The 25,031-nt window shown below is 55.7% G+C and carries 24 protein-coding genes; 5 read left to right on the top strand and 19 right to left on the bottom strand.

Features of this window, described 5'->3' with window-relative positions; all coding sequences use genetic code 11:
* Positions 1–44: 44 nt before the first annotated feature.
* On the bottom strand, positions 45–749 hold the full coding sequence (locus PO881_RS14715; protein WP_110868291.1) for a tRNA-uridine aminocarboxypropyltransferase: 705 nt from the start codon (positions 747–749) through the stop codon (positions 45–47).
* Between the two features lie 91 nt (positions 750–840).
* Positions 841–1,260 (bottom strand): thioredoxin TrxC, encoded by a 420-nt coding sequence (gene trxC / locus PO881_RS14710; protein WP_110868290.1) that lies wholly within the window; start codon positions 1,258–1,260, stop codon positions 841–843.
* Positions 1,261–1,416: 156 nt separating this feature from the next.
* Here trxC and PO881_RS14705 point away from each other — a divergent pair, with 156 nt between their 5' ends.
* Positions 1,417–2,529: a tRNA/rRNA methyltransferase gene (locus PO881_RS14705; protein WP_280172001.1), complete on the top strand. Its 1,113-nt coding sequence runs from the start codon at positions 1,417–1,419 to the stop codon at positions 2,527–2,529.
* Between the two features lie 37 nt (positions 2,530–2,566).
* On the opposite strand, the gene emrB is transcribed toward PO881_RS14705, so the two are convergent.
* The 11 genes from emrB to PO881_RS14650 form a co-directional block, all read right to left on the bottom strand.
* Entirely contained in the window at positions 2,567–4,102 is a 1,536-nt protein-coding gene (emrB, locus tag PO881_RS14700; protein ID WP_101763434.1) for a multidrug efflux MFS transporter permease subunit EmrB, read from the bottom strand.
* Between the two features lie 17 nt (positions 4,103–4,119).
* The gene (gene emrA, locus PO881_RS14695; RefSeq protein ID WP_110868299.1) at positions 4,120–5,292 is read right to left on the bottom strand and encodes a multidrug efflux MFS transporter periplasmic adaptor subunit EmrA; all 1,173 of its coding nucleotides are present in this window, start codon (positions 5,290–5,292) and stop codon (positions 4,120–4,122) included.
* 148 nt (positions 5,293–5,440) lie between these two features.
* Positions 5,441–5,971: a transcriptional repressor MprA gene (gene mprA, locus PO881_RS14690; protein WP_008101638.1), complete on the bottom strand. Its 531-nt coding sequence runs from the start codon at positions 5,969–5,971 to the stop codon at positions 5,441–5,443.
* A 708-nt stretch (positions 5,972–6,679) separates the two neighbouring features.
* Positions 6,680–7,675, bottom strand: coding sequence for a glycine betaine/L-proline ABC transporter substrate-binding protein ProX (gene proX, locus PO881_RS14685; RefSeq protein WP_101763435.1), 996 nt, complete (start codon positions 7,673–7,675; stop codon positions 6,680–6,682).
* 63 nt (positions 7,676–7,738) lie between these two features.
* Complete coding sequence (gene proW, locus PO881_RS14680; RefSeq protein ID WP_101763436.1) at positions 7,739–8,917, bottom strand: glycine betaine/L-proline ABC transporter permease ProW; 1,179 nt, start codon at positions 8,915–8,917, stop codon at positions 7,739–7,741.
* Between the two features lie 2 nt (positions 8,918–8,919).
* Positions 8,920–10,110, bottom strand: coding sequence for a glycine betaine/L-proline ABC transporter ATP-binding protein ProV (proV, locus tag PO881_RS14675; RefSeq protein WP_280172000.1), 1,191 nt, complete (start codon positions 10,108–10,110; stop codon positions 8,920–8,922).
* A 482-nt stretch (positions 10,111–10,592) separates the two neighbouring features.
* Positions 10,593–11,552 carry a class 1b ribonucleoside-diphosphate reductase subunit beta gene (nrdF, locus tag PO881_RS14670; protein WP_110868298.1) on the bottom strand — a complete coding sequence of 320 codons (960 nt, stop codon included), beginning with the start codon at positions 11,550–11,552 and terminating at the stop codon, positions 10,593–10,595.
* Between the two features lie 8 nt (positions 11,553–11,560).
* Positions 11,561–13,642, bottom strand: a complete 2,082-nt coding sequence (gene nrdE, locus PO881_RS14665) for a class 1b ribonucleoside-diphosphate reductase subunit alpha (protein ID WP_280172910.1) — start codon at positions 13,640–13,642, stop codon at positions 11,561–11,563.
* A gap of 35 nt (positions 13,643–13,677) precedes the next feature.
* Positions 13,678–14,082 carry a class Ib ribonucleoside-diphosphate reductase assembly flavoprotein NrdI gene (gene nrdI / locus PO881_RS14660; protein ID WP_061718050.1) on the bottom strand — a complete coding sequence of 135 codons (405 nt, stop codon included), beginning with the start codon at positions 14,080–14,082 and terminating at the stop codon, positions 13,678–13,680.
* A 3-nt stretch (positions 14,083–14,085) separates the two neighbouring features.
* Positions 14,086–14,328: a glutaredoxin-like protein NrdH gene (gene nrdH / locus PO881_RS14655; RefSeq protein ID WP_008101624.1), complete on the bottom strand. Its 243-nt coding sequence runs from the start codon at positions 14,326–14,328 to the stop codon at positions 14,086–14,088.
* Positions 14,329–14,833: 505 nt separating this feature from the next.
* The gene (locus PO881_RS14650; RefSeq protein WP_008101623.1) at positions 14,834–15,154 is read right to left on the bottom strand and encodes a DUF883 family protein; all 321 of its coding nucleotides are present in this window, start codon (positions 15,152–15,154) and stop codon (positions 14,834–14,836) included.
* A gap of 150 nt (positions 15,155–15,304) precedes the next feature.
* On the opposite strand from PO881_RS14650, the gene PO881_RS14645 reads away from it, so the two are divergent.
* The 4 genes from PO881_RS14645 (at position 15,305) to PO881_RS14630 (ending at position 18,621) form a co-directional block, all read left to right on the top strand.
* Positions 15,305–15,643, top strand: coding sequence for a DUF2002 family protein (locus tag PO881_RS14645; RefSeq protein WP_280171999.1), 339 nt, complete (start codon positions 15,305–15,307; stop codon positions 15,641–15,643).
* 133 nt (positions 15,644–15,776) lie between these two features.
* Positions 15,777–17,192 carry an S-methylmethionine permease gene (mmuP, locus tag PO881_RS14640; protein WP_101763440.1) on the top strand — a complete coding sequence of 472 codons (1,416 nt, stop codon included), beginning with the start codon at positions 15,777–15,779 and terminating at the stop codon, positions 17,190–17,192.
* Positions 17,182–18,117 carry a homocysteine S-methyltransferase gene (mmuM, locus tag PO881_RS14635; protein ID WP_280171998.1) on the top strand — a complete coding sequence of 312 codons (936 nt, stop codon included), beginning with the start codon at positions 17,182–17,184 and terminating at the stop codon, positions 18,115–18,117. The genes mmuP and mmuM overlap by 11 nt, the downstream gene beginning before the upstream one ends.
* Positions 18,118–18,201: 84 nt before the next feature.
* On the top strand, positions 18,202–18,621 hold the full coding sequence (locus PO881_RS14630) for a hypothetical protein (protein WP_008101619.1): 420 nt from the start codon (positions 18,202–18,204) through the stop codon (positions 18,619–18,621).
* Between the two features lie 102 nt (positions 18,622–18,723).
* On the opposite strand, the gene speG is transcribed toward PO881_RS14630, so the two are convergent.
* From speG to PO881_RS14600, 6 genes are read right to left on the bottom strand one after another with little or no spacing between them, the layout of a single operon-like run.
* Positions 18,724–19,269, bottom strand: coding sequence for a spermidine N1-acetyltransferase (gene speG / locus PO881_RS14625; protein WP_008101618.1), 546 nt, complete (start codon positions 19,267–19,269; stop codon positions 18,724–18,726).
* Entirely contained in the window at positions 19,266–19,958 is a 693-nt protein-coding gene (locus PO881_RS14620; protein ID WP_280171997.1) for an ABC transporter ATP-binding protein, read from the bottom strand. Before PO881_RS14620 ends, speG begins: the two co-directional genes overlap by 4 nt.
* Positions 19,951–20,784 carry an ABC transporter ATP-binding protein gene (locus PO881_RS14615; RefSeq protein WP_280171996.1) on the bottom strand — a complete coding sequence of 278 codons (834 nt, stop codon included), beginning with the start codon at positions 20,782–20,784 and terminating at the stop codon, positions 19,951–19,953. The genes PO881_RS14620 and PO881_RS14615 overlap by 8 nt, the downstream gene beginning before the upstream one ends.
* Entirely contained in the window at positions 20,774–21,631 is an 858-nt protein-coding gene (locus PO881_RS14610) for an ABC transporter permease (RefSeq protein WP_101763443.1), read from the bottom strand. The genes PO881_RS14615 and PO881_RS14610 overlap by 11 nt, the downstream gene beginning before the upstream one ends.
* Positions 21,628–22,680 (bottom strand): ABC transporter permease, encoded by a 1,053-nt coding sequence (locus PO881_RS14605; protein ID WP_280171995.1) that lies wholly within the window; start codon positions 22,678–22,680, stop codon positions 21,628–21,630. The genes PO881_RS14610 and PO881_RS14605 overlap by 4 nt, the downstream gene beginning before the upstream one ends.
* Positions 22,680–24,248 carry an ABC transporter substrate-binding protein gene (locus PO881_RS14600; RefSeq protein ID WP_280171994.1) on the bottom strand — a complete coding sequence of 523 codons (1,569 nt, stop codon included), beginning with the start codon at positions 24,246–24,248 and terminating at the stop codon, positions 22,680–22,682. The genes PO881_RS14605 and PO881_RS14600 overlap by 1 nt, the downstream gene beginning before the upstream one ends.
* Positions 24,249–25,031: the final 783 nt, after the last annotated feature.

Genomic DNA, 25,031 nt, shown 5'->3' with positions numbered 1-25,031 from the left:
TTAGCGCGCGTGCCGATTCACCGATCGCAGGCTGAGAGCCAGCTTCAGATTCCGCTACTCAATGCTTCTTCCAGAGCATGAATCGGATGATGCGGTTTCCCCGCCAGATAAGCATGACGGAAGCGGGCGAAATAGTGCTGCAATTCTGCGGCGGCGGCGAGATCCCCGGCCTGTTCCAGCAGCGCGGCAGCAACTTCGGCGGTGCAGTGCTGGCCTTCGCCGTGGGCCTCGCGCAGCGTGTAGCGCGAGGGCGCAGACACGTTGAGCGACATCACCGGCAACGCATCCAGCCACGGACTTTTGCGGAACATCTTGCGCGCTTCCGTCCAAGTGCCGTCGAGCATAATAAACAGCGGCGGTTTGCCGGTGAGCGGCGGGCTAGTGAGCACTTCGCGATCGGCATCTGCGTAAGACGCCGGGAAAACCACCAGCGGCTGATAATGCGCGTTCTTCACCGCCGCCAGCAGCGCGGCATCCGGCTCGGTGCGTGACCAGCCAAACGCCTCGGTGTCCGGCAGCACATCGGCAATTAACCTTCCGGTATTGCTCGGCTTCATCGGCTCGGTATCGAACATCACCAGACAGAAGCGACTGCGCGCTTGCTGAGGCTGGATGGTGGCACACAGACAGTTTTTCTGCGGCAGCAGGCAGCGTTGGCAACGAATGACACGATTACCGCGCGCAAGAAACGGGCGCGTGGCGCGCGCTAAACGTTGCGCACGTAAGCGCAGAACGGCATTTTCAAACATAAATTCGCAGGCAGGAGAAAAAACGCCAGTGTAATGGAATTAGCCGGGAAAGGTAATAAGGAAGGCCAGCTCGCGGCTGGCCATCAGCGGTTTACAGCGATTCGTCGAGCCACTCGTTGAAGGGCGCTTTCGGCATTGCGCCGTTCAGCATGTCGACCATCTCGCCGTTCTTGAACAGCATAATAGTAGGAATGCTGCGAATGCGGAAACGCGAACTAAGCGCCGGTTCGGCTTCAGTATTCACTTTCACGAAGCGCACCTTGCCGCGACGCTCGTCGGCGACATCTTTAAACACCGGTGCGAAGTTAACGCACGGGCCGCACCACGGCGCCCAGAAGTCGATCACCACCGGCAGATCGTCTTGCAGATACTTATCCAACGTGGCTGCGGTCGCGTTGGCGACTTCACCGTTGAATAGCTCGCCGCCGCAACGACCACATTTTGCTCCATCAGCCATGCGCGACTCGGGCACGCGGTTGGTTGCCTGACAGGAGGCACAAACTGTATTCATATTTACCTCAACCCGGACCTGTAAATCTGATGATTGCCGGACATTATGAAAAGGTTGAGTGCTATGCTCAATCTGGATTGCCCAATAGGTTCAATAGTTGATAGCTAAGCACCGACACATCAGGTAATCTTCGCGCTCTCAATGCTGGAGGAACAGATGAACGACGAATTTAAAGGCAAAAGCGGCAAGGTAAAAGTGATGTACGTACGTGATGAGGAGAGTGGTCAAAAGCCGAATCCCCGTACCGGCAAAGGCGGCCGTCCTGCTGCGCGCCAGGAAGATAATCGTCGTTCTGGTCCTCGCAGCGGTGCACGTAATAATGAAGAAGGTGGCCGTAGCGGCGCACGCAGCTCGGCACCGCGCGGTGCGAGTAATACCGAACGCGGTCGCAGCTTTGGTCGTCGTGACGATCGTGGTGACGACAACCGCAGCTTCGGTGATTCGCCGTGGCGCACCGTTTCTCGTCCGTCGGTCGCGGATGATAGCCAACTGGATGATGTCGCGAATAAGCCGGTCATCGATCCCGAGCAGATTCGCCGTCAGCGTCAGGAAGAGACGCGCGTCTACGGTGAAAATGCCTGTCAGGCGCTGTTCCTGAGCCGTCCGGAAAGCATCGTGCGTGCCTGGTTTATTCAGAGCGTAACACCGCGTTTCCGTGAAACCCTGCGCTGGCTGGCGGCCAACCGCAAAGCCTATCATGTGGTTGAAGATGCTGAGCTGACCAAAGCTTCAGGTACTGAACACCACGGTGGCGTGTGCTTCATCATCAAAAAACGTATGGGCATGCCGGTTACCGAGTGGCTGACCAAGGCCCCCACCAAAGATTGCGTGCTGGCACTGGAAGATGTCAGCAACCCGCACAACCTTGGCGGCATTATGCGTAGCTGCGCGCACTTCGGTGTGAAAGGTTTGCTGGTGAATGATGCTTCGCTGCTGGAGTCAGGTGCGGCAGTACGTACCGCCGAAGGTGGCGCTGAACACGTACAGGCAATCAGCGGCGAAAGCTTTGCCGATGGCCTGGAAGCGTTCCGTAAAGCGGGTTACACCATCGTTACCACCTCAAGCCACGAAGGCACACCGCTGGCGAAAGCTGAGCTGCCTGCCAAAATGGTGCTGGTGTTGGGTCAGGAGAGCGAAGGTCTGTCAGACAGCGCTTTCCAGCAGGGCGATCTCAGCCTGTCGATTGGTGGCACCGGCAACGTTGAAAGCCTCAACGTGTCAGTGGCGACCGGTATTCTGCTCGCCGAATGGTGGCGTCAGAACGCATAAAAAAACGGGCCGCAAGGCCCGTTTTTGTTTGTCTCGCTTAGTGAGCACCACCGCCGCCACTGCCCGCACCAAATGGTGGACGCGCAAACCACACCAGCACCAGCAAGATCAAGAACACGCCCGCCGATGCCCAGAAGATCTCATTCGCCGAAATAATCAGACCCTGATTGGTAATTTGCTGCGCGATATATGCCGAGGCCTGCTGCTGGGTCATGCCCATGCTTTGCAACTGGTCATACATCTGCTGTGAATTGACGTTGTACGGATTCACCGACTCCGACAGATAGCTATGATGCATCGATTCACGGTTACTCCACATGGTGGTAGTAATCGAGGTACCGATGGAACCCGCCAGCGTACGCACGAAGTTCGACAGGCTTGATGCCGCCGCCATACGTTCTGGCGGTAAGCCTGACAGCGTAATGGTGGTGAGCGGCATAAAGAAGCACGCCACCGCAAAGCCCTGAATAAACTGCGGCCACGCTGATGCACCAAAATCCATCCCCGGCTCAAATGTGTAGGCGCGCCAGTAAAAACAGACGGCATACATGATGAAGCTAAAGGTCACCAGCTTACGCATATCCAGCTTGTGGGCGAAGCGGCCAATGATCGGCGACAGGATCACTGGCAGAATCCCCACCGGTGCCGACGCTAATCCGGCCCAGGTGGCGGTGTAGCCATATACCTCCTGTAACAGCTGCGGCAGCAACACTATCGAGCCGAAGTAAAGCATATAGGCCAGGCTGATCGACAAACAGCCGATGGTGAAGTTGCGCATCTTGAACAACGACAAATCGACTATCGGATGGTCGTCGGTGAGCTCCCACACCAGCAACACCAGCAGCGCCACCACGGCGACCACCATCAGCACAATGATCTCGGTTGAGCTAAACCAGTCGAGCTCTTTTCCGCGATCCAGCATCACCTGCAGCGAGCCAATGCCCACCACCAGCAGTACCAACCCCACCATATCGATCCGGCGGATTTCGGTTTTGGTTTCACGTCCACGCAGCGTTTGCAGCGTCAGTAACACCACCACCAAACCAATCGGCACGTTGATGAAGAAGATCCAGCCCCAGTGATAGTTATCGCTGATCCAGCCGCCGAGAATCGGACCGCAGATCGGTGCCACAATCACCGTCATCGCCCACAGCGAAAGCGCCACGCTGCGTTTCGCTGGCGGATAGTTGTTCAGCAGCAAACTCTGCGACAGCGGAATCAGCGGACCGGCAACCACGCCCTGAATGACGCGGAAGAAGATCAGCATCTCCAGGCTTTCGGACATGCCGCAAGCCCAGGACGCCAATACAAACAGGATGGTCGACCAGGTAAACAGCTTCACTTCACCGATGCGCTTGGCCAGCCAACCGGTTATCGGAATCGAGATGGCGTTTGCCACCCCGAAAGAGGTAATCACCCAGGTGCCCTGCGAGTTCGAGGCACCGAGGTTACCGGCGATGGTCGGAATCGCCACGTTAGCGATGGTGGAGTCGAGTACCTGCATGAACGTCGCCAGCGACAGGGCGATGGTCATCAGGACTAACGGCGCACCTTCAAGCGGTTTTTGTGCCATAACAGCCTCCCGCGGCGTTAGTCAGCGTTGGCACGAACGATGTCAGTAATCAGCTGGTTAACCGGCGCGAGGTCGATTGCCAACGCATTACTTTCATACGCGGCTTGCGAACGCACGGTGCTGGCCAGCGTGGCACCCTCTTTGTTTTGGGTATCCACTTTCACCAGCGTGGAGAGGCCGATACGCAGCGGATGTTCCGCCACTTGTTTCGGATCCAGCTCGATACGCACCGGCAGACGCTGGACCACTTTGATCCAGTTACCGGTGGCGTTCTGCGCAGGCAGCAGCGAGAAGGCGCTGCCGGTACCCATATCCAGACCCACCACTTTGCCGTGATACTCGACGTCATCGCCGTAGATATCACTGATCACCGTGGCTGATTGGCCGATACGGACACCTGCAAGCTGGGTCTCTTTGAAGTTTGCATCGATCCACAGATTTGTGGACGGCACCACCGCCAACAGCGGGGTGGTGGTGGAGATTTGCGAGCCAACCTGTACGCTGCGACGTGAAATGAAGCCATCAATCGGGCTACGAATTTCAGTACGCTGCAGCGCCAGCCAGGCATCGCGCAGCTCAGCCGCACTCTGCTGTACCGCGGGCTGATTTTCCAGCGAGGTATTCAGAATCATCGCCTGGTTAGCGTTGTATTGCTGCACTGCCACATCCAGCTGCGCTTTGGCTGTCGCCACGGCATCACGCGAGTGTTGCAGCTCTTCGCGGCCAATCAGATTAGACGCGCCCAGCGGCTCGCGGCGTTTCAGGTCAGCTTCGGCCTGTTCCAGCGCGGTTTGCTGCAGCTTGATGGTGGCTTGATACTGTTTGCCATTGATCATCAGCTGGTGGGTTTGACGCACGCTGGTGGCTAACGCGGTCTGCGCTTTTTCAAACGCCTGCTCGGCATCAGTTTTATCCAGCGACACCAGGACGTCGCCTTTCTTCACCACGTCGGTGTTATCAAACCACACTTTGTTTACGCTGCCAGAAACCTGCGCCATCACCTGCACCTGGTTACCTGCCACGTACGCATCATCGGTTTCCTGGAAGTGACGCAGCACCAAATACCAGTAAGCCAGATACGAAACACCAATAATTACAAACACGATAGCCAGCAGGATCAGCACACCTTTGCGCTTCTTCTTTTTATTCGCTGGCTGTTGCGGGCTTTGAGCTTCCGCTGTCGCACTCATGTCGTTCTCCACGTTTTCCATTTAGTCGGGATGTGCCGATCCTTCAACACGGTTGCCCGAGTCAAAAAAGCCAGCACTTAAGCGCTGGCCGGACAAAAGGGGATTAAAATAGCGATTTCGGAAGGTGATTGTGTCGCACTTCTTGCTATTAGCGCGACAGGGAAGCGATAACCTGATCTTCGTCCATTTTATCGAGACGGTTAAGTAACTTACGGGTAATCGATTCCAGCTGATCCTGCTCATTAGTGGAGAGCGAAGACCACAGGTATTGCAGGCTCTGATGCTGCGGTGGCAGCAGCTGGCGCAGGAATTCATTGCCTTTTTCGGTCAAATGCAGATGCAGGCAGCGACGGTCGTTCTCGCTTTCACGACGTTCGATCCAGCCGCGCTTCTCCAGCTCATCAGCGATACGCGTGGCATTGGTGCGTGAAGAGCCGAGGGCAGAACTCAGTTCTGAAGGCTGAATGCTCTGATTTTCCTGTGCATCAAGGGTAATCAGCGCCATGAATAAGGTCTCGTTAATTCCCTGCGCCTTCAACATTTTGTTGCGATTATCCAGCAGTTTACCCTGCATGTGCATGCACAAGCGGGTCAAAATGATCTCCTGCAGCGGAAAATCTTTATGGCGGTTAGCACGGATGTTAAGCATCTGTTCAATGGGAGTAAACGAACTTTCCATTTTAAAAAAACCTCTTAGTTGCAACTGGTATAGTAATGATGGTGACAGATTAAGCGTAGTCACAATTTCCGCAGGTGATTGTTAGCACGATCACATAGTCAACATCTGATATTCCAGGTTGTTCCTTAACCCTGGGCATTTTGCCCTGACATCCCACCTGAACATACAGGCAGCCGATGCCATCAATTCATCTCGGGAAACCTTTTTACAGATAAATAATTTCGCGAGAAAAAATAACTCTGGTGAATAACTGCGCTGCTAACCATAACAAACCCAATCATTAATGAATAGTATTGCTCAGCGGTTTAGAACCATCTTTACGATTTCTAAACACTTTTCGCGCGCCGCTTATCCACGTAAATCAAGGTGTTGATTAACATGCTCTTAACAACGCCCGCGCGAATGCGACACCAGCCTAAGTGATGGAATTTGATCGCTAAACGGGAAGCAGTCATAGCGTGCGGATAAGAGAGATAATCATTTGTAGGTAATAGTAACCGAAAAAATTATTTCAATGGTGTGTTAATTAACAGGACGTACCAGTGCGCTATAGCGCACGCTTCGCTTATCGGGGGAAAGGAAAAGGGGAGAGGCAGCCATTTGCCGTAGCGGCGCAATTTATTGCGCTGAGTTCCTGAAGTGGAATTATTCCATGAAAAACGGCGCGATAAATCGCGCCGCTACAATACCAACGCTAATGTAAATGCGTTACTTCGCTGCCGCCAGTGCGTCCTGAATCCACTTATCGAATTCCGCCTGGTGACCTTTGATCCAGCCATCAACGTGGCCATTGATATCGGCTTCAGAAGCATGGCCCGCATGCATCGCCGCATTCTCGGCGTTGATGTCGCCAATCGGCAGCTTCATCTCAGCAAAAAGCTTTGCCGCGGCCGGATTTTTCTCGGTCCAGGCTTTGTTGGCGACGATATGCATGGTGTTCACCGGGAAACCGTAGTTAGCCCCGTTCGCCAGCTTGGTATCGACTTTGCTCTGCTCGCCCGGCAGTGAAGAGAACGGTACCTGCAGCCATACCACATCTTTACCCGGCTTCAGCACGTCGCTGACCCAATACGGCGTCCAGGTGTAATAGAACACCGGTTTGCCCTGTTTAAAGCGCGTGATGGTATCGGCGATCATCGCCGAGTAGTTGCCCTGATTGTGCTCCACGGTGTTGCTCAGCTTGTAGGCATCAATCTGGTGATTAATCACCGCTTCACAGCCCCAGCCTGGCGTACAGCCGGTCAAATCCGCTTTGCCATCGCCATTGGTATCAAACAGTTTGGCGATCTTGGGATCTTTCAGCTGTTCAATATTGGTGATGTGATACTGCTCGGCGGTTTTCTTATCGATCAGGTAACCCTGAGCCGCGCCACCGACGTAAGTGCCCTGGCGATAAAACTTCGCATCGCCGCCCGCGGCTTTATACATATCGTCGTGCAGCGGTTGCCAGTTGGTGGCAATAAAGGTGGCATCACCGGCTGCGATGGTGGTGTACGCCACGTTGTAATCAATCTCGCTTGGCTTCTCAACGGTATAGCCGAGTTTCTCCAGCGCGCGGCTTACCAACAGCGTCTGGAAGGTCTCTTCAGAGATGGTACTCTGCGTCGGTTTAACGGTGATGCCTTTACCGGGCAGGTCGGCGGCGGACACGTGCGTCGCGGCGAACGTCGTCAGGACGGCGGCGATGAGAGCTGTCTTGCGCATAGTCATTCCTTATTTTACGTGTTACGTCGAAGACGGGCGGCCGCAGCGGACCGCCCATTGAAATCAGGCTTTTTTACTGAAAGGGCGCATCAGCAGACCGAGCGGGCCAGTGCTGTACCAGTGACGGCTGCCACGGCTGCGGCTGTCGCGGCCCATCGACTGCGTCAAGCGATCGAGGATAATGGCGAGGATCACGATGCCCACGCCGCCGACGGTGGCGAGGCCCATATCCAGGCGACCAATGCCGCGCAGCACCATCTGACCGAGACCGCCAACCGCGATCATCGAGGCGATCACCACCATCGACAGCGCCAGCATCAGCGTCTGGTTTACGCCAGCCATGATGGTCGGCATCGCCAGCGGCAGCTGCACTTTGAACAGCATCTGACGCGGGCTGGCACCGAAGGATTCACTCGCTTCAATCAGGTCGGCTGGTACCTGCTTAATCCCAAGAATGGTGAGGCGCACAATCGGCGGCAGCGCAAAGATAATGGTCACCACTACGCCCGGCACGTTGCCGATACCAAACAGCATGACGATGGGCACCAGATAGACGAAGGCTGGCGTGGTCTGCATCGCATCCAGCAGCGGACGAATAATGCGCGCGGCACGTTCACTGCGCGCCAGCCAGATGCCGAGCGGCAAGCCGATGATGATGCAGAACAGCAGGGCGGTTAGCACCAGCGCCAGCGTCACCATCGCCTGCGACCAGGCACCAATCGCGCCAATGGCAATCAACGAGACCAGCGTAGCAATGCCCATCGCCGGGCTGGCAATCTGCCAGGCGATCAGTGCGAACACCACAATCGCTACCGGCGCGGGCATGCCGAGCAGTAACTGCTGGAACGCGCTGAGGATGTAATCCACCGGCACGCGAATGCCCTGAAACACCGGACGGAAATGGCTGACCACCCAATCGATGCCTTCAGTCACCCAGCTATCAAGCGGAATCCAGGTTTTATGGAACGGGTCCATGAGGTTGAAATGTTCCGGCGCGGGAGCGGGTGCGCTGCTCAGCCAGTCGCTGCTGCTGGCAGCATTGCTGGCGGCATCGTGGCCACCGCTGCTGGCGGCGGAGGGATCGCCCCATGCATCGGCGCTGCCGGAGCTGCTATCTGCAGGCGCGGCACCGCCGCTCGCCCAGGGATCGCTGCTGCTGGCGGCGGGGCTGGTATCAGTGGTGGCAGGTTGCTGGGTGGTTTGGCTGGCGCTTTCCCACGGATTCGCTGTTTGTTCGCTCATGATTAGGCTCCTTCACGGTCTAAAGCACGCAACAGCATGCTTTTCGAAATGATACCGACGTACTGATTCTCTTCGCTGACTACCGGCACGGCGCAGGGCGCTTGTGCCACATGCGACAGCAGATCGTTCAGGGAGGTATCGGCAGGAACCGCTAAGGGCGTGTCGAGTAGCGCGCTATCCAGCCCTTCACCGGCCGCCAGCGCGGCTTTCAATGAATCGGTGGACACCACGCCAACAAACTTCTGTTTCTCCAGCACGTAGCCATATTCGCGATCTTCATCCTGCAGCAGCTTGATGGCGGATCGCGGACCAAAACCGGCGGCTTTGCGGATCAGAGAACCCGCACTGCGACGCGCAATATCTTTGGCGCTAAACACGTGACTAATATCGACGCCGCGGAAGAAGGTGCGCACATAATCATTGGCAGGATTATTGAGGATTTCATCCGGCGTCCCGACCTGCACCACTTCGCCGCCCTGCATAATGGCAATGCGGTCGCCAATACGCATCGCTTCATCGAGGTCGTGAGAAATAAATACAATGGTACGCTGATGTTTGGCCTGCAGTTTTACCAGTTCATCCTGCATTTCGGTACGAATCAACGGATCAAGTGCTGAGAAAGCTTCATCCATTAATAAAATATCAGGATTAATCGCCAATGCGCGGGCTAATCCAACGCGTTGACGCATACCGCCAGAAAGTTCATCGGGATAAGAGTGGGCGTAATTATCCAGGCCAACCTGACGCAATGCTTCCAGCGCTTTTTCCTGACGTTCGGCTAAAGGAATGCTGGCTAATTCCATGCCAAAGGCGGCATTATTTAGCACCGTCATGTGTGGCATCAGCGCGAAGGATTGAAATACCATACTGATCTTATTTCTGCGGACTTCACGCAGTTCTGATTCCGATATTTTGGCAATATCGACACCGTCTATGATTACCTGGCCGCGAGTGGGCTCGATCAGACGATTGAGAAGGCGAACCATGGTGGACTTACCTGAACCTGAAAGCCCCATGATGACGAAGATCTCGCCTTCTTCAATGGCCAGACTGGCATTTTTGACGCCAACAGAGAGGCCGGTTTTTGCCAGAATACTCTCTTTGCTTTCGCCTTTATCGATCAGCTTAAATGCCTTTTCGGGATTATCCCCAAATACTTTATATAAATTCTTTACTTCGAGTTTAATTGCCATGCAGTAATTAATTTCCCGGTTAAATGTTTAACTATTTCTTGTTGTGGTCCTGATTAAAATTAAGCGCCCTATACCCTAACATAGTGAAATTATCTGACAACCCTGAATGGCGATATTCGGCGGCGCGCGCAGCAGTCAATCGCTAAAATCGCCAGTGCTCACAAGGGATGCGCGTGGATTAATTTTTTGCATTTAAGATGTGAATTTATGTGCGTTTCAGTCCGTTTCTGGTGCAGAGTGGCCGAAAATCAATCCAAAAAGAAGAAATATAAGTGAAATAAATGGGTGAGAAGAGCGGAAATAAGATTGGTTTAAAAAATAATGATCACTGAATTAATACGCTAAATAATTCGCGTCACAGCAAGGCGACAAGCCCGCTCGACCCAGCAGCATAGTGAACTATGTGACTGGGAAGAGTGGGCGCAGTCAACGCTGCTGTGCCAAAAGTAGGTGCCTCCAGGCAGCGCGAAGTATGACGCGTATTAGAAATTCCAGTCTTCGTCTTCGGTTTCTACGGCTTTCCCCATTACGTAAGAGGATCCAGAACCTGAGAAGAAGTCGTGGTTTTCATCGGCGTTGGGCGACAGCGCGGACAAAATCGCCGGGTTCACGGCGGTCAGTTCGGCCGGGAACAGCGCTTCGTAGCCGAGGTTCATTAGCGCTTTATTGGCGTTGTAGTGCAGGAAGGTTTTCACCTCTTCCGCCCAACCGACTTCACCGTACAACGCTTCGGTATACACCACTTCGTTTTCGTACAGCGCCAGCAGCAAATCAATCGCAAACTGCTGCAACTCCTCGCGGCGGCCAGCATCGACGTTTTCCAGCGACTTTTGGTACTTATAGCCGATGTAGTAGCCGTGTACCGCTTCGTCGCGAATGATCAGGCGAATCAGATCTGCGGTGTTGGTCAGCTTGCCACGGCTTGACCAATACATCGGCAGCCAGAAACCGGAGTAGAACAGGAACGATTCAAGGAACACGCTGGCGATTTTCTTCTTGAGCGGATCCTCGGCGCGATAGTGCTCCAGCACAATCTTCGCCTTGTTCTGCAACGCTTCATTCTCTTCACTCCAGCGATACGCCGCATCGACATCTGCGGTATTACACAGCGTGGAGAATATCGAACTGTACGAACGCGCATGCACCGCTTCCATAAAGGAGACGTTCGACAGCACAGCTTCTTCGTGTGGCGTAATAGCATCTTCCATCAGGCCCGGCGCACCAATCACGTTCTGGATGGTGTCGAGCAGCGTCAATCCGGTAAACACCCGAATAGTCAGCTGCTGTTGCTGGTGGTCCAGCGACTGCCACGCTGGCAAATCGTTGGAGAGCGGCACTTTTTCCGGCAGCCAGAAATTACTGGTCAGTCGGTTCCACACTTCGAGGTCTTTTTCGTCCTGGATGCGGTTCCAGTTAATGGCTTGAATTTGTTTTAGTTGCATAGTTTTCATCACAGTGAGCAGGAGACGCAGCCCTGCACCTCGGTGCCTTGAAGCGCCATCTGGCGCAGACGAATGTAATAGAGCGTTTTGATGCCTTTTTTCCACGCGTAGATCTGCGCTTTGTTGATATCGCGCGTGGTGACGTCGTCGCGGAAGAACAGCGTCAGCGACAGGCCTTGATCGACGTGCTGCGTGGCTTCGGCGTAGGTATCAATAATCGCTTCCGGCCCAATGGAGTACGCATCCTGATAGAGGTCGAGATTGTCGTTGGTCATAAACGGCGCCGGATAGTAAACGCGGCCGGTTTTGCCCTCTTTACGGATCTCAATGCGCGACACAATCGGGTGAATGCTGGAGGTCGCATGGTTGATGTACGAGATCGAACCGGTGGGCGGAATCGCCTGCAGGTTCTGGTTGTACAGCCCATGTTGCATCACTGCTGCGCGCAGCGCTTGCCAGTCGGCCTGCGTTGGCAGAGTCAGTCCGGCATCGGCGAACAGTTTTGCCACGCGCGCGGTGCGCGGCAGCCAGCGCTGTTCGACATATTTATCGAAGTAACTGCCGCTGGCGTATTTCGACTCGGCGAAACCGTCGAAACTCTTCTGATGCTCCTGCGCCAGCAGATTCGAGGTGCGCACGGCGTGATAGGTGACGCAATAGAAGTAGAGATTGGTGAAATCCAGCGCCTCTTCTGAACCGTACGCCATGCCTTCGCGCGCCAGATAACCATGCAGGTTCATCTGACCGAGGCCAATCGCGTGCGAGCGGCGATTGCCTTCCGCCACCGAAGGCACCGAATTGATCTCACTCATCTCGGAAACGGCGGTCAGTGCACGCACGGCGGTTTCCACGGTTTGCGCCAGATTGCGCGAATCCATGGCATGCGCAATGTTGAGCGAGCCGAGGTTGCAGGAGATATCTTTGCCGACGCGACGATAGCTGAGATCGTCATTGAACTCGCTGGCGCTGTTAACCTGCAAAATCTCGGAACAGAGATTACTCATGTTGATGCGCCCGGCAATCGGGTTGCTGCGGTTCACGCTGTCTTCAAACATGATGTACGGGTAGCCGGATTCAAACTGAATCTCCGCCAGCGTCTGGAAGAAATCGCGCGGCTTGATGTAGGTTTTGGTGATGCGATCGTCCGCCAGCATCTCGTCGTAATGCTCGCTGATGCTGATGTCACCAAAGGCTTTGCCGTAGATGCGCTCGACATCGTAGGGCGAGAACAGCGCCATATCGCGATTCTCTTTCGCCAGTTGGAAGGTGATATCCGGGATCACCACGCCGAGCGACAGCGTTTTGATGCGGATCTTCTCGTCGGCGTTTTCGCGTTTGGTATCAAGGAAGCGGAAAATATCCGGGTGATGGGCATTTAGCCATACCGCGCCTGCGCCCTGACGCGCACCCAGCTGGTTAGCGTAGGAGAACGCATCTTCCAGCATCTTCATCACCGGAATCACGCCCGATGACTGGTTCTCAATGCGCTTAATCGGCGCACCCGATTCTCGCAGGTTGGAGAGCAGGAACGCCACGCCGCCGCCGCGTTTCGACAGTTGCAGCGCCGAATTCACCGCGCGACCAATCGATTCCATATTGTCTTCGATGCGCAACAGGAAACAGGAAACCAGCTCGCCGCGCTGCTGCTTACCGCAGTTAAGGAAGGTTGGCGTAGCGGGCTGGAAGCGACCGCTCAGCATTTCCGCCAGCAGCTCGCGCGCTAAGGTTTCATTGCCGCGTGCCAGCGTCAGCGCCACCATGCAGGCGCGCTGTTCGAAAGTTTCCAGATAGCGTTTGCCGTCGAAGGTTTTCAACGTGTAGCTGGTGTAAAACTTCCACGCACCGAGGAAGGTGTGAAAAGCGAAACCCGCCGCATCAGCTTCATCGTGCAGCTGGCATAGGAAATCGAAATCGTACTGATTTAGCACCTCGGCTTCGTAGTAGCCTTCGGCCACCAGATAGCGCAGGCGCTCGCCCGCCGAGGCAAACTGCACGGTGTTGGGTTGCACATGCTGCAGGAAGAACTGGCGCGTCGCTTCATGATCTTTGCTGAACTGGATGCGGCCATCGGCGTCATACAGGTTCAGCATCGCGTTGAGCGCGTGGTAATCAGTTAGCGAGCTATTTAGGGTGTCTGTCGTTGCCAAAATTGGGTCACTCCCGCTTTTACATTAGCGATATCGTCGGGGGTTCCCATCAGCTCAAAGCGGTAGAGATAGGGAACCTGACATTTCTGCGCAATGATGTCGCCCGCCAGGCAATAGCCTTCACCGAAGTTGCGGTTACCGGCAGCGATCACCCCGCGAATCCCGCGTCGGTTGGCATCATCATTGAGGAATTGAATCACTTGTCTCGGCACCGCACCGCGCGAACTGCCGCCGCCGTAGCTCGGCACCACTAAAATGTAGGGCTGTTCGATATGCAGGCGCTGCTTGCCGTCAACCGGAATGCGGCGGGCAGGCAGCCCAAGACGCGTGATGAATCGGTGCGTGTTTTCCGACTGGCTAGAGAAATAGACCAGTGGAAACATGGCTTATCCCCCGACGGCCGCGAGCTGGCGCAGGCTGGCAATTTTGTCGGGACGGAAGCCACTCCAGTGATCGTCTTGTGTCATCACCACTGGCACCTGGCGATAGCCGAGAGATTTGAGGTTGTCGATGGCTTCAGGTTGGGTATCAAGGTTGATCAGCTGATAGTCGATACCTTTGCGGTCCATGGCATTTTTTGTCGCATTGCACTGGACACAGTTGTCTTTGGTGTAAATAATAATGCGCATGATTCGTATTTCCCTTTGATTGCGGTCAGATTGCGAGATACGAAGCAAATTCCTGTTTGCATCGAACTTCGTCCTTGACGACATTGGGTAGTTAGTTGATGGGTTGAATACTAGATGTAGTGGGTAAAAGGGTCAAGCCCACCAGATATAGGGTTTTGTGATTTTGATCTTCGGATATTCGCTAAGGCCAGAGATCATGCGCCTTCCAGGCCGGAAAAATTTTTTGTAAAGGGAACGAGGTGTGAGAAGTGGTTGGATTTCGTGCGATTTGGCCCTCATCCCAGCCTTCTCCCGCAAGCGGGAGAAGGAGCCGATCCAGCATAGGTGTTACAGTTGAACGCCACCTAATCATTCCCTCTCCCGCCTACGGGAGAAGGCGCTAATCAAGCTAACTATTCCCTCTCCCGCCTGCGGGAGAGGGTTAGGGTGAGGGAAAGCGCGCACTATCTCGCGCCCACAAAAAAGCCCCGCATCAGCGAGGCTCATTGCGTCAACGAACACAGGCTTATCGGCGTGAAGACACCAGCAGCGCGCCAAGCACCAGGCCTATCGCCGCACCGACGCCCACGCCGTGCCACGGCTTGTCGTGGACATAGGCGTCAACCTGCGTACCCGCATCACGTGCCGCTTGCGATACGCGACTCTGTCCGCCGCTCAGTTTGGCACGCGTCTGCTTCAACAGCGCCTGCGCCTGGCTACGGGCATTATCAACTTCGTCTTTAGCTTCACTGCCATAAGATTTAAGTAACGCCTCTAGCGAATCGGCCAGTTCGTTTACATCCTGATTGATATCAATGTCATCGTTTTTTGCGCTTCGATTAAACATTTTTTAGCTCCCTTTGATTTAACACGTAATACTTAGTGTAGACGAAGCGTGATTAAACGCAGGGATGTGCCAGGCTTTAGGGAAAATTCCGAATGCCCATGCCATCCTGCTGCTGTAAGGTTGCGGGGCTGTGAGAAGAGAGGAGCAAGCATGTATTTACGACCAGATGAGGTAGCGCGCGTACTTGAGAAAGTGGGCTTCGAAATGGATACCCAAACGCCAAAAATTTACGGTTATCGTCGCGGCGAAAACTATGTGTACGTCAATCGCGAAGCGCGTATGGGACGGACCGCCTTAATCATTCACCCGACGCTGAAAGAGAAAAGCCAGAGCTTTGCTGAACCGGCTTCAGAGATGAAAACCTGCGATCACTACACGCAATTCCCACTCTACTTAATGGGCGATTCGCAGGAGCATTACGGCATTCCGCACGGCTTCAGCTCGCGCATTGCGCTTGAGCGTTATCTGCAAGGCGTATTTGGCGCCTGAACTTGCGCCCCGTTTCACGCGGGGCCGCAAACCCTGACTCAATCCTCTCCTTCTGCCCCGTTGCAAATCCGCACGCTGACGCGTATAACCTTGTGTCCATATAGATGTTCAGACGTCCATACGGATAAATATCATGCAAACTCAGGATACGCCTCCACAGGAAAACTTTAAGCGCACCATGAAGGTACGGCATCTGGTGATGCTGTCGCTGGGCGGTGTGATCGGAACCGGGCTGTTCTTCAATACCGGCTACATCATCTCAACCACCGGTGCAGCCGGCACCTTGCTGGCCTATCTGATTGGTGCGCTGGTGGTGTGGTTGGTGATGGTCTGTCTCGGCGAACTGGCCGTAGCGATGCCGGAAACCGGCGCGTTCCACGTCTATGCCGCGCGCTATCTCAGTCCGGCCACCGGTTATACCGTCGCCTGGCTTTACTGGCTCACCTGGACGGTGGCGCTGGGTTCCAGCCTGACCGCCGCCGGGTTCTGTATGCAGTATTGGTTCCCAAGCGTGCCGGTGTGGACGTGGTGTCTGGTGTTCTGCATCGCTATTTATCTGCTGAATATCGTCTCAACGCGCTTTTTTGCCGAAGGTGAATTCTGGTTCTCCATCATCAAAGTGATCACCATCATCGCCTTTATCATTCTCGGTGCGGGTGCGATCTTTGGTTTTATCCCGATGAAAGACGGCAGCGCTGCGCCGGGATTACACAATCTCACCGCTTCCGGCTGGCTGCCGCACGGCACGCTGCCGATTCTGATGACCATGGTAGCGGTCAACTTCGCTTTCTCGGGCACGGAATTGATCGGCATCGCCGCCGGTGAAACCGAGCAGCCACAAAAAGCGCTGCCGCTGGCGATCCGCACCACCGTCGCACGGTTGATCATCTTCTTTATCGGCACGGTATTTGTGCTGGCGGCGCTGATCCCGATGGATCAGGCCGGGATCGTCAAAAGCCCGTTTGTGCTGGTGTTTGAAAAGATCGGCATCCCGTACGCGGCGGATATTTTCAACTTCGTGATCCTCACCGCCATTCTCTCCGCCGCCAACTCCGGCCTGTATGCTTCTGGCCGCATGTTGTGGTCGCTGGCTAATGAGAAGACGCTGCCGCGCTGTTTTGCGCGCGTCAACCGTCGTGGCATTCCGGTGCTGGCGCTGACCGTGAGCATGATTGGCGGCTTGCTGGCGCTGTTCTCCAGTGTGATTGCGCCGGACACAGTGTTTGTGGCGCTGTCGGCGATTTCCGGTTTTGCCGTGGTGGCGGTGTGGCTCAGCATCTGCGCCTCACACTATGTGTTCCGTCGTCGCCATCTGCAGGCGGGCGGCAGCTTACAACAGCTGGCGTATCGCGCGCCGCTCTATCCGCTGACGCCGATTCTGGGCTTCCTGTTATGCCTGCTGGCGTGCGTCGGACTGGCATTCGATCCATCGCAGCGTATTGCGCTGTGGTGCGGCATTCCGTTTGTGCTGTTCTGCTATGCCGCATACCATGTCACGCAACGACGCAAGTCATCCCTTAAGGCTGAGGAGGCCAACGATGTCGCGTAATCCTATCGCGCAGGCTCTAACCCAAACTGACACGTTGATTCTGGATGGCGCGCTGGCGACCGAGCTGGAGGCGCGCGGCTGCAATCTGACCGATGCGCTGTGGTCGGCCAAAGTGCTGATGGAAAATCCTGAGCTGATTTATCAGGTGCATCACGACTACTTTGCTGCCGGCGCGCATGTGGCGATCACCGCCAGCTACCAAGCCACGCCGCAGGGTTTTGCCGTGCGCGGCTTAGATGAAGCGCAGGCGCTGGCACTGATCACCCAGAGCGTACAGCTGGCGCAGCGCGCGCGTGATGACTATCGCGCATCTTCCGCCAGCACCGCGCCCTTGCTGGTGGCCGGTTCGGTCGGGCCGTATGGCGCTTTTCTGGCCAATGGTGCGGAGTATCGCGGTGATTACGCGCTGCCGGAAGAGGAGATGAAAGCGTTCCACCGTCCGCGCGTGAAGGCGTTGCTGGAAGCGGGTGTCGATCTGCTGGCCTGTGAAACGTTGCCGTCTTTTACCGAAGCGCAGGCGCTGGTGAGTTTACTGGCTGAATTCCCTGCCAGCAGCGCGTGGTTCTCCTTTACCCTGCGCGATGCCGAACACATCAGCGACGGCACGCCGTTGAGTAAAGTGGCTGAGCTGGTGCATGCGGCACCGCAGGTGGTGGCGGTTGGCATCAACTGCGTGGCGCTGGAGAGCGTAACGCCCGCTCTGCGCCGCTTCCAGGCGCTGTGTGATAAGCCGCTGCTGGTCTATCCGAACTCCGGCGAGCAGTACGATGCCAGCAGCAAAACCTGGCACTCCGCGCCGTCGGGCTGCACGCTGCATGACAAATTCGCTGAATGGCAGCAGGCGGGCGCACGTCTGATTGGCGGCTGCTGCCGTACCACGCCGCAGGATATCGCGGCGATTGCTGCCTGTTGTCAACCGCAATAAAGCGCAGAAAATCATCAGTGATAGCGCGATTAAGCACAGAAGGGCAGTTTACACTGTCCTATCTGATGCTGAAGCGGACCTGCTATGAACCTGCGACCTCTTTTTCCTGCCTGTGCGCTGCTGCTGAGCGGCTGCGCCACCATTGTCGGCACTGAAACGCAACCGGTGAAAATCGACTCCCTGCCGCAAGGCGCGCGTTTCACCGTGCAGGATGAGACCGGCCGCGCAGTGGCGCAGGGCTATACGCCGCAAACCGTCGAGCTGGCGAAATCGACCGGGAATTACTTTGGTAAGAAGCACTATCAGGTGATGCTGGAGAGTCCGGGCTACGTGCCGTTAACCTTGCCGATCGAGGCCAATGCCAATCTGTGGTATTTGCTCGGCAATATTCCGCTGTTGGGCTTCCCCGGCTGGCTGCTGGTCGATCCCTTCTACGGCGGCATGTACGATCTCAAACCAGAACATCCACAGCCGAAGCTGAACGTCGTCGGCGCGCGGGGTTAATAAGCCCGCACCGATCGTAGCGGCGCAATTTATTGCGCAATCTTACCGCGAAAAAAAACAGCGCAATTAATTGCGCCGCTACAAATCATTCAACAGTTTGAGTTACTGCGCGGTAGGCTTCACCATCGCATTGGCGCTTTTATGCTGCGCCAGATGCTGCTGCTGGAAAATGCACATGCGGATGGTGTTACGGTATTCGCCGTTGATGAAAAATTCGTGCTTCAGTACGCCTTCCACCTCAAATCCCAGCTTGGTGTAGATATGCACCGCCTTCTTATTCTCTTCATCGACAATCAGATAGAGTTTGTAGAGATTCAGCACCGAAAAGCCGTAATCCATCGCCAACTTTGCCGCTTTGGTGGCTAAGCCTTTGCCCTGATGGGAAGGATCGATAATGATTTGAAACTCAGCGCGGCGATGCACGTGATTAATCTCGACCAACTCCACCAACCCGGCTTTGTGTCCATCATGCTCCACCACAAAGCGGCGCTCGGTCTGGTCATGGATATGTTTGTCATACAGATCCGAAAGCTCAACAAACGCTTCGTACGGTTCTTCAAACCAGTAACGCATCACGCTGGCGTTGTTATCTAATTGGTGCACAAAGCGTAAATCTTCCCGCTCCAGCGGACGTAACTTAACCGTCATACGGTGTTCCTTGTTGTTGAATGTTGCTCCACGATGCGGCCCTGCGCCATACGCGCCGCGCGATCGCACATGTGATCGATCACATCCGGATCGTGGCTGACCAGCACCATGGTTAAACCATCTTTTTGCTTTAGATCGTTGAGCAGGTTGAGGATCTCGGCCTGCACCGACATGTCCAGCGCCGAGGTCGGCTCATCCAGCAGCAGAATCTTGGGTTCCAGCAGCAGGGCGCGCACAATCGCCACGCGCTGACGCTGACCGCCTGAAAGCTGATGCGGATAGCGATCCGCCAGCGCCGGATCGAGCCCGACATGACAGAACCCGGCATTAATGCGGTCGTCGATGTTATCACGTTTGAGCATTTTCAGCGGTTCCGCCAGCGTGCGGCGCAGGCGATGGCGCGGATGCAGCGAAGCGTAGGGATCCTGAAACACCATCTGCACATCGCGGCGCAGCTGGCCGGTAAACGCTTTGCCGGGCTGCACGGCGGTGCCCGCCAGCGACATGCTGCCGCTCCAGTGCGGATTCAATCCCGCCAGCACCCACAGCAGCGACGACTTGCCGCAGCCGGACGGACCAACCAGACCAAAACACTCACCGGCCGCGACCTGCAGCGACACATCGTGCACCACGGTGCGCAGCTCGTAACCTTGCTTGTGCGAAACGCTGAGGTTCGCTAACTCAATCATAATTCTTCTCCAGCGCGGCACGATCCAGCACCGGCAAACGCTCGCCGTGCGTGGCTTTACTCGGACGACAGGCCCACAAGGTGCTGGTGTAAGGATGGCTGGCGTTGGAGAGTTCGGACGCCGGCAAGGTATCCAGCACGCGGCCCTGATACATCACCATCACACGTTCGCAGTGCTCGGAAACCTGTTGCAGATCGTGGCTGATCAGCAGCAAACCCATGTTGCGCTGCTCAACCAGACGACGAATCAGCGCCAGTACCTGATCGCGCATCGCGTGATCGAGCGCCGACGTAGGTTCATCGGCGATCAGCAGTTCAGGATCGGTGATCAGGGCGATCGCCAGCATCACGCGTTGCCCCATGCCGCCAGAAAGTTGATGCGGATAGCGTTTCATCAGCTGACGCGGGTCGGGCAAGCCCACCGCATCCAGCATCTCGCACACTTTCTCTTTACGTTCAGCGCCGCTCAATTTGTGGTGCAGCACCAGCGGTTCTTCCACCTGCCAGCCAATGGTGCGCGTGGGATTGAGCGCATATTTCGGATCCTGCATCACCATTGCCACTTTACTGCCGCGTAGCTGGATCCAGTCACGCTCGCGCAGGCTCAGCGCATCGGTGTCGACAATCTGCAAACGATCGGCCTGCAAGTGCAGCGAAGGTGACAGCAAGCCCATCAGCGTACGTGCGGTGAGTGATTTACCGGAACCGGATTCACCCACCAGCGCCACGCGCTCGCGGCCAATTTGGAAGCCAATGTTATCGACCAGCAGCGCATCATCGCTGCGAATCGTCAGGCCTTGTACATCAATTAACAGATCATTTGGCATGACGAGTATCCAGTCGGTCACGCAGGCCATCGCCTGTCAGGTTAAACGCCAGGCTGGCGAACAGAATCGCGCCGCCGGGTGCGGCGGCAACCCACCATTGGTCGAAGATCACTTTACTGCCTTCTGCCACCATCGAACCCCATTCGGCGGTAGGCGGTTGCACGCCCATGCCAAGGAAGCCGAGGCCCGCCGCTGAAAGAATGATTCCGCCGAGGCTTAGCGCGGCACGTACCACCGCCGTTGGCATACACAGCGGCAGAATGTGGCCAAACATCAGGCGTAAACCGGTGATGCCCTGCATGCGCGCGGCGGCGAGGTAATCACTGCGGCGCAGCGCCAGCGTTTCCGCGCGCGCCTGACGGGCAAACGGCGGCCAACTGGTGAGCGCCAGCGCCAGTGCGCCATTCATCAAGCCGGGGCCGAGCATAGCGACCAGCGCCAGCGCGATCACCAGATTCGGCAGTGACAGGAAGATATCGGTTATGCGCATCAACACGCGCTCGGTCCAGCCGCCCACGTAACCGGCGGTGATGCCGACCAGCAGGCCAACCGGAATGGTCAGCACCAGAATCAGTGACACCAGCAGCAGCGTGGGGCGCGCGCCATAAATTACGCGTGACAGCAGATCGCGGCCAAAGCCATCGGTGCCAAACCAGTGCAGCGCCGACGGCGCCTGCAAACGCTGGGAGATGATCTGCGCATTGGGATCAAAAGGCGCCAGCAATGGCGCGAACAATGCCATCGCCACCACAATCAGCACCAGCGTCAGGCCGATGGAAAGCGAGGTCACGCGCGCGCGGCGGCGGCGCGGACGCAGCGTTTCCAGTTCAGAGAGTTGTTGAGTCATCGGGTTCTCGGATCGGTTAACCAGGTCAGGGCATCGGCCAGCGCGTTGAGCAGAATAAAGCAGCTGCCAATCAGCAAGGTCGAGCCGAGAATCGCCGGTACATCGGAGGAAAACAGCGCGTTAGTCATGTAGCGACCAACGCCCGGCCAGGCAAATACCGTTTCGGTCAGTACCGAACCTTCCAGCAGCGTGGCGTAGGAGAGGGCGATAACGGTAATCAGCGTGCCCAGCACGTTGGGGAAAATATGACGCAGTAAAATGCGGCCACGGCTGGCACCTTTCGCACGCGCCAGCACAACATACTCTTTGCTGCTCTCTTCCAGCAGCGCCGCGCGCAGCAGGCGCGTAATGCCCGCCATCGCCAGCAGGCCGAGAATCACCACCGGCAGCCACAAGTGGGCGATCGCATTGCGGAACATCTCGGGATCACCGGACATCCAGCTATCAATCAGTACAAAGCCGGTTTTTGGCTCTAGCGTGTAGATCCAGATGTCATCAAGCTGGCCCGGTCCGGCGGACCAGTGCAGCACGGCATAAAACAGCAGCAAACCCAGCAAGCCGAGCCAGAACACCGGCACCGAGTAGCCGAGCAGCGAAACAAAACGCGCCACGTTATCGATGATGCTACCCGGCTTCCACGCCGCCAGCAGCGCTAAGGCAATGCCGAACACCGCGGCAAAAATCATCGCGCAGGTGGCCAGCTCAATGGTGGCCGGGAAGGTGCGTATCAGGTCGGCGCTGACCGGTTGATTGGTCAGATGCGATAAGCCGAGATCGCCGCGCGCCAAATGGCTGATATAGCGCCAGAACTGCACCAGCACCGGCTGATCAAGACCGAGATCGTGTCGCACCTGCGCGTAGGTGGCTTCGCTGGCGTGATCGCCTGCGATCTGTTGCACCGGATCGACTGGCGAAAGGTGCGACAGCATAAAAGTGAACGCTAACAAACCGACCAACGTCACCAGCAGCGAGAGCAGGCTGGTGACGATGTGGCTAACGCGTTGCCAAAGTGGCCGGGCGAACCCGGCCTGTGAAGCTGACACTGCCATTACTTAGAAACCTGCGAGTAATACACCATGTCCGGGTTGATGCCCTGCACATAGCCTTGCAGATTGTCGCGCAGCGCAATCAGGTTTTTCGCCTGCAAGCCAATCACGTACGGCGAGTTCTTCAGCACTTCACGCTGCATCGCCTGATAGAGTTCGACGCGCTTGTTGTTATCGCTCTCGGCGGTGGCGGCCAGCGTTTGCTTGTTCAGCTCCGGGATGTGCCAGTCAGAACGGTAAGCCACGGTTTTGCTGCCATCTTCCGGGTTGTAAGCGAAGGACGCGGCGTTGGTGTTGGGATCGAAATAGTCTGCGCCCCAGGCGTTGAGGGTGGCTTCATATTTGTGCGCCTTCACGCGGGTCGAGACTTCAGAGCTCAGGCCAGGTTGCACTTCCACCTTCACGCCGCCTTTGGCAAAGCTGCCCTGCAGCGCCTGCGCGATATCGAGGTAAGGCGGCTGGTTGCTGGTGGAAAGCGTGAAGCTGACGTTGGTCAGACCGGCTTTCTTCAGAATCGCTTTGGCTTTTTCAGGATCGTAAGTGTATGGCGTGTCGTTGATTGCGCCGAGGAAGCCTTTCGGCAGGAAGGTTTGATGCACATCGAACTGGCCTTTCAGCAGGTCGTTAGCGATACCTTTATAGTCGAATAGGTATCGAGCTGCTTCCCACAGCGCCGGGTTCTTCAGCACCGGGTTTTCACCGATGTTGAACTGGATGTAATAGAGAGAAGCCATCGGAATCGCTTCGGTCTTCACGCCCGCTTTGCCTTTCAGCGAGGCGATTTGATCCGCACCGAGGTTACGCGCGATATCCACATCGCCCTGCTCCAGCAGCAGACGACGTGCAGCCGGTTCCGGAACGTTTTTGATCAGGATATTTTTCAGTTTCGGAGCACCCGCTGGCGAAGTTGGATTCGCGCTCAGCAGAATCGCTTCGTGCAGCACCACTTTACGAATCTGATACGGGCCACTACCGGCAGAGTGAGTACCGAGCCACGCGTGGCCGAAGTCACCGTTCTTCGCGTTGGCCTGCGCGGTTTTCTCATCAACAATTGAAGAGACTGGCGCGGAGAGCAGGCTGAGCACATACGCCGGGCTGACGTTGGCGCTCCAGCTGATCTGTACGTGGTTCTCATCAACCTTTTTCAGGAAGGTATCGACGTTGTCTTTATTCCAGCCAAGTTGGGTAAGAATAAAGGAGGGATCGAGGTTGAGTTTCACCACGCGACCCAGTGAGAAGATCACATCCTCCGGACGCAGCGGATTGCCGCTGGCGAACTGAGCACCTTTGCGTAGTTCAAACGTCAGGCTGCGATTATCGCTGCCCGCTTGCCAGGACGTGGCCAGCGTTGGCTGCAAATCGGTTGGATTGGTGGGATCGGACTGAACCAGGCGCTGATAAATGTTAGTGAACGCTTGCACCGTGGTGAGCTCGAAGCCCTGCGCGGGATCGAAGCTGTCGGCATCATCGGTAGACTGGGCAATCACCAGCGTATCTTTCGGCGTCGCTGCCTGAACAGAGAAGGCGGCTACCAGCGATAACGCCAGCAGTGATGGAATAATTTTTTTCATGTTGTTTCCTTGCCTAAAAAAAGTAACGCGAGTTTACGAGAGCGCAGCAGTGAAGAATAGTCAATTTCAGGCTATGCATATGCATTAATGATCTAAGACGCATGGTTCAGTTATAAGGGAAAACCGCACAATCCGTAGCGGCGCAATTCATTGCGCAATGTGTGGATGGGCTTTGGGTGCAGGATCGTTAACGCAAAATCGCGCGATTAATCACGCCGCTACGGAATGTGCATGTGAGGTAATATCAACTCAACTGCAACGGAATATAAATGATGGGTGACTAACCGATAATTAACTTTACTTCGCTACTTGCCAGAATATAATGGCCGCAATTTCAAAGCAGGAGAGTTCAGTTGGACAGTCACCCTTTTAGTTGGCATCACAAGGCAAGCTGACGCGCGAACTTTTTTGTCGCTGCTTGCCAACACGGCGGGCAGCAATCCTCTCTTTTCTGATGATTGTTCCCTTTAAACGACATTGTAACGGGCCAAAGCCCGTGGGGATATCATCATGCACATGATTTTTAACACACTTTTCCCTCCGCCTCGATACGCGCGCTGAACTTCAGCGTGCTGATTGGCGCTGCACTTTAGACGGCTTTTCGCTGTTCGATTGCGTGGTGTTTACTTTCGTCTTTATTTATTACTCGTTATTTTGCGAGCGACTCTTTTCGTCTTTAATTTCCGGGAGGTGATATGGAAATTCCCGACAGGTTATTTTTAATTTAACAAACGCATTGCCGTTAATTTAATTTGTGTGCCTCGCACGCAGGGATTTTTATTG

Source organism: Pantoea sp. SS70, assembly GCF_029866845.1.
Lineage (GTDB): Bacteria > Pseudomonadota > Gammaproteobacteria > Enterobacterales > Enterobacteriaceae > Pantoea > Pantoea leporis.
Note: the sequence above shows the minus strand (reverse complement) of the source record. Positions and strands in the feature narration are given on the sequence as shown.

Bases quoted from the DNA above. Each gene is read 5' to 3' on its own strand.
- PO881_RS14715 (WP_110868291.1), bottom strand. From the start codon at position 749: ATGTTTGAAAATGCCGTTCTGCGCTTACGTGCGCAACGTTTAGCGCGC.
- trxC (WP_110868290.1), bottom strand. From the start codon at position 1,260: ATGAATACAGTTTGTGCCTCCTGTCAGGCAACCAACCGCGTGCCCGAG.
- PO881_RS14705 (WP_280172001.1), top strand. From the start codon at position 1,417: ATGAACGACGAATTTAAAGGCAAAAGCGGCAAGGTAAAAGTGATGTAC.
- emrB (WP_101763434.1), bottom strand. From the start codon at position 4,102: ATGGCACAAAAACCGCTTGAAGGTGCGCCGTTAGTCCTGATGACCATC.
- emrA (WP_110868299.1), bottom strand. From the start codon at position 5,292: ATGAGTGCGACAGCGGAAGCTCAAAGCCCGCAACAGCCAGCGAATAAA.
- mprA (WP_008101638.1), bottom strand. From the start codon at position 5,971: ATGGAAAGTTCGTTTACTCCCATTGAACAGATGCTTAACATCCGTGCT.
- proX (WP_101763435.1), bottom strand. From the start codon at position 7,675: ATGCGCAAGACAGCTCTCATCGCCGCCGTCCTGACGACGTTCGCCGCG.
- proW (WP_101763436.1), bottom strand. From the start codon at position 8,917: ATGAGCGAACAAACAGCGAATCCGTGGGAAAGCGCCAGCCAAACCACC.
- proV (WP_280172000.1), bottom strand. From the start codon at position 10,110: ATGGCAATTAAACTCGAAGTAAAGAATTTATATAAAGTATTTGGGGAT.
- nrdF (WP_110868298.1), bottom strand. From the start codon at position 11,552: ATGCAACTAAAACAAATTCAAGCCATTAACTGGAACCGCATCCAGGAC.
- nrdE (WP_280172910.1), bottom strand. From the start codon at position 13,642: ATGCTGAACCTGTATGACGCCGATGGCCGCATCCAGTTCAGCAAAGAT.
- nrdI (WP_061718050.1), bottom strand. From the start codon at position 14,082: ATGTTTCCACTGGTCTATTTCTCTAGCCAGTCGGAAAACACGCACCGA.
- nrdH (WP_008101624.1), bottom strand. From the start codon at position 14,328: ATGCGCATTATTATTTACACCAAAGACAACTGTGTCCAGTGCAATGCG.
- PO881_RS14650 (WP_008101623.1), bottom strand. From the start codon at position 15,154: ATGTTTAATCGAAGCGCAAAAAACGATGACATTGATATCAATCAGGAT.
- PO881_RS14645 (WP_280171999.1), top strand. From the start codon at position 15,305: ATGTATTTACGACCAGATGAGGTAGCGCGCGTACTTGAGAAAGTGGGC.
- mmuP (WP_101763440.1), top strand. From the start codon at position 15,777: ATGCAAACTCAGGATACGCCTCCACAGGAAAACTTTAAGCGCACCATG.
- mmuM (WP_280171998.1), top strand. From the start codon at position 17,182: ATGTCGCGTAATCCTATCGCGCAGGCTCTAACCCAAACTGACACGTTG.
- PO881_RS14630 (WP_008101619.1), top strand. From the start codon at position 18,202: ATGAACCTGCGACCTCTTTTTCCTGCCTGTGCGCTGCTGCTGAGCGGC.
- speG (WP_008101618.1), bottom strand. From the start codon at position 19,269: ATGACGGTTAAGTTACGTCCGCTGGAGCGGGAAGATTTACGCTTTGTG.
- PO881_RS14620 (WP_280171997.1), bottom strand. From the start codon at position 19,958: ATGATTGAGTTAGCGAACCTCAGCGTTTCGCACAAGCAAGGTTACGAG.
- PO881_RS14615 (WP_280171996.1), bottom strand. From the start codon at position 20,784: ATGCCAAATGATCTGTTAATTGATGTACAAGGCCTGACGATTCGCAGC.
- PO881_RS14610 (WP_101763443.1), bottom strand. From the start codon at position 21,631: ATGACTCAACAACTCTCTGAACTGGAAACGCTGCGTCCGCGCCGCCGC.
- PO881_RS14605 (WP_280171995.1), bottom strand. From the start codon at position 22,680: ATGGCAGTGTCAGCTTCACAGGCCGGGTTCGCCCGGCCACTTTGGCAA.
- PO881_RS14600 (WP_280171994.1), bottom strand. From the start codon at position 24,248: ATGAAAAAAATTATTCCATCACTGCTGGCGTTATCGCTGGTAGCCGCC.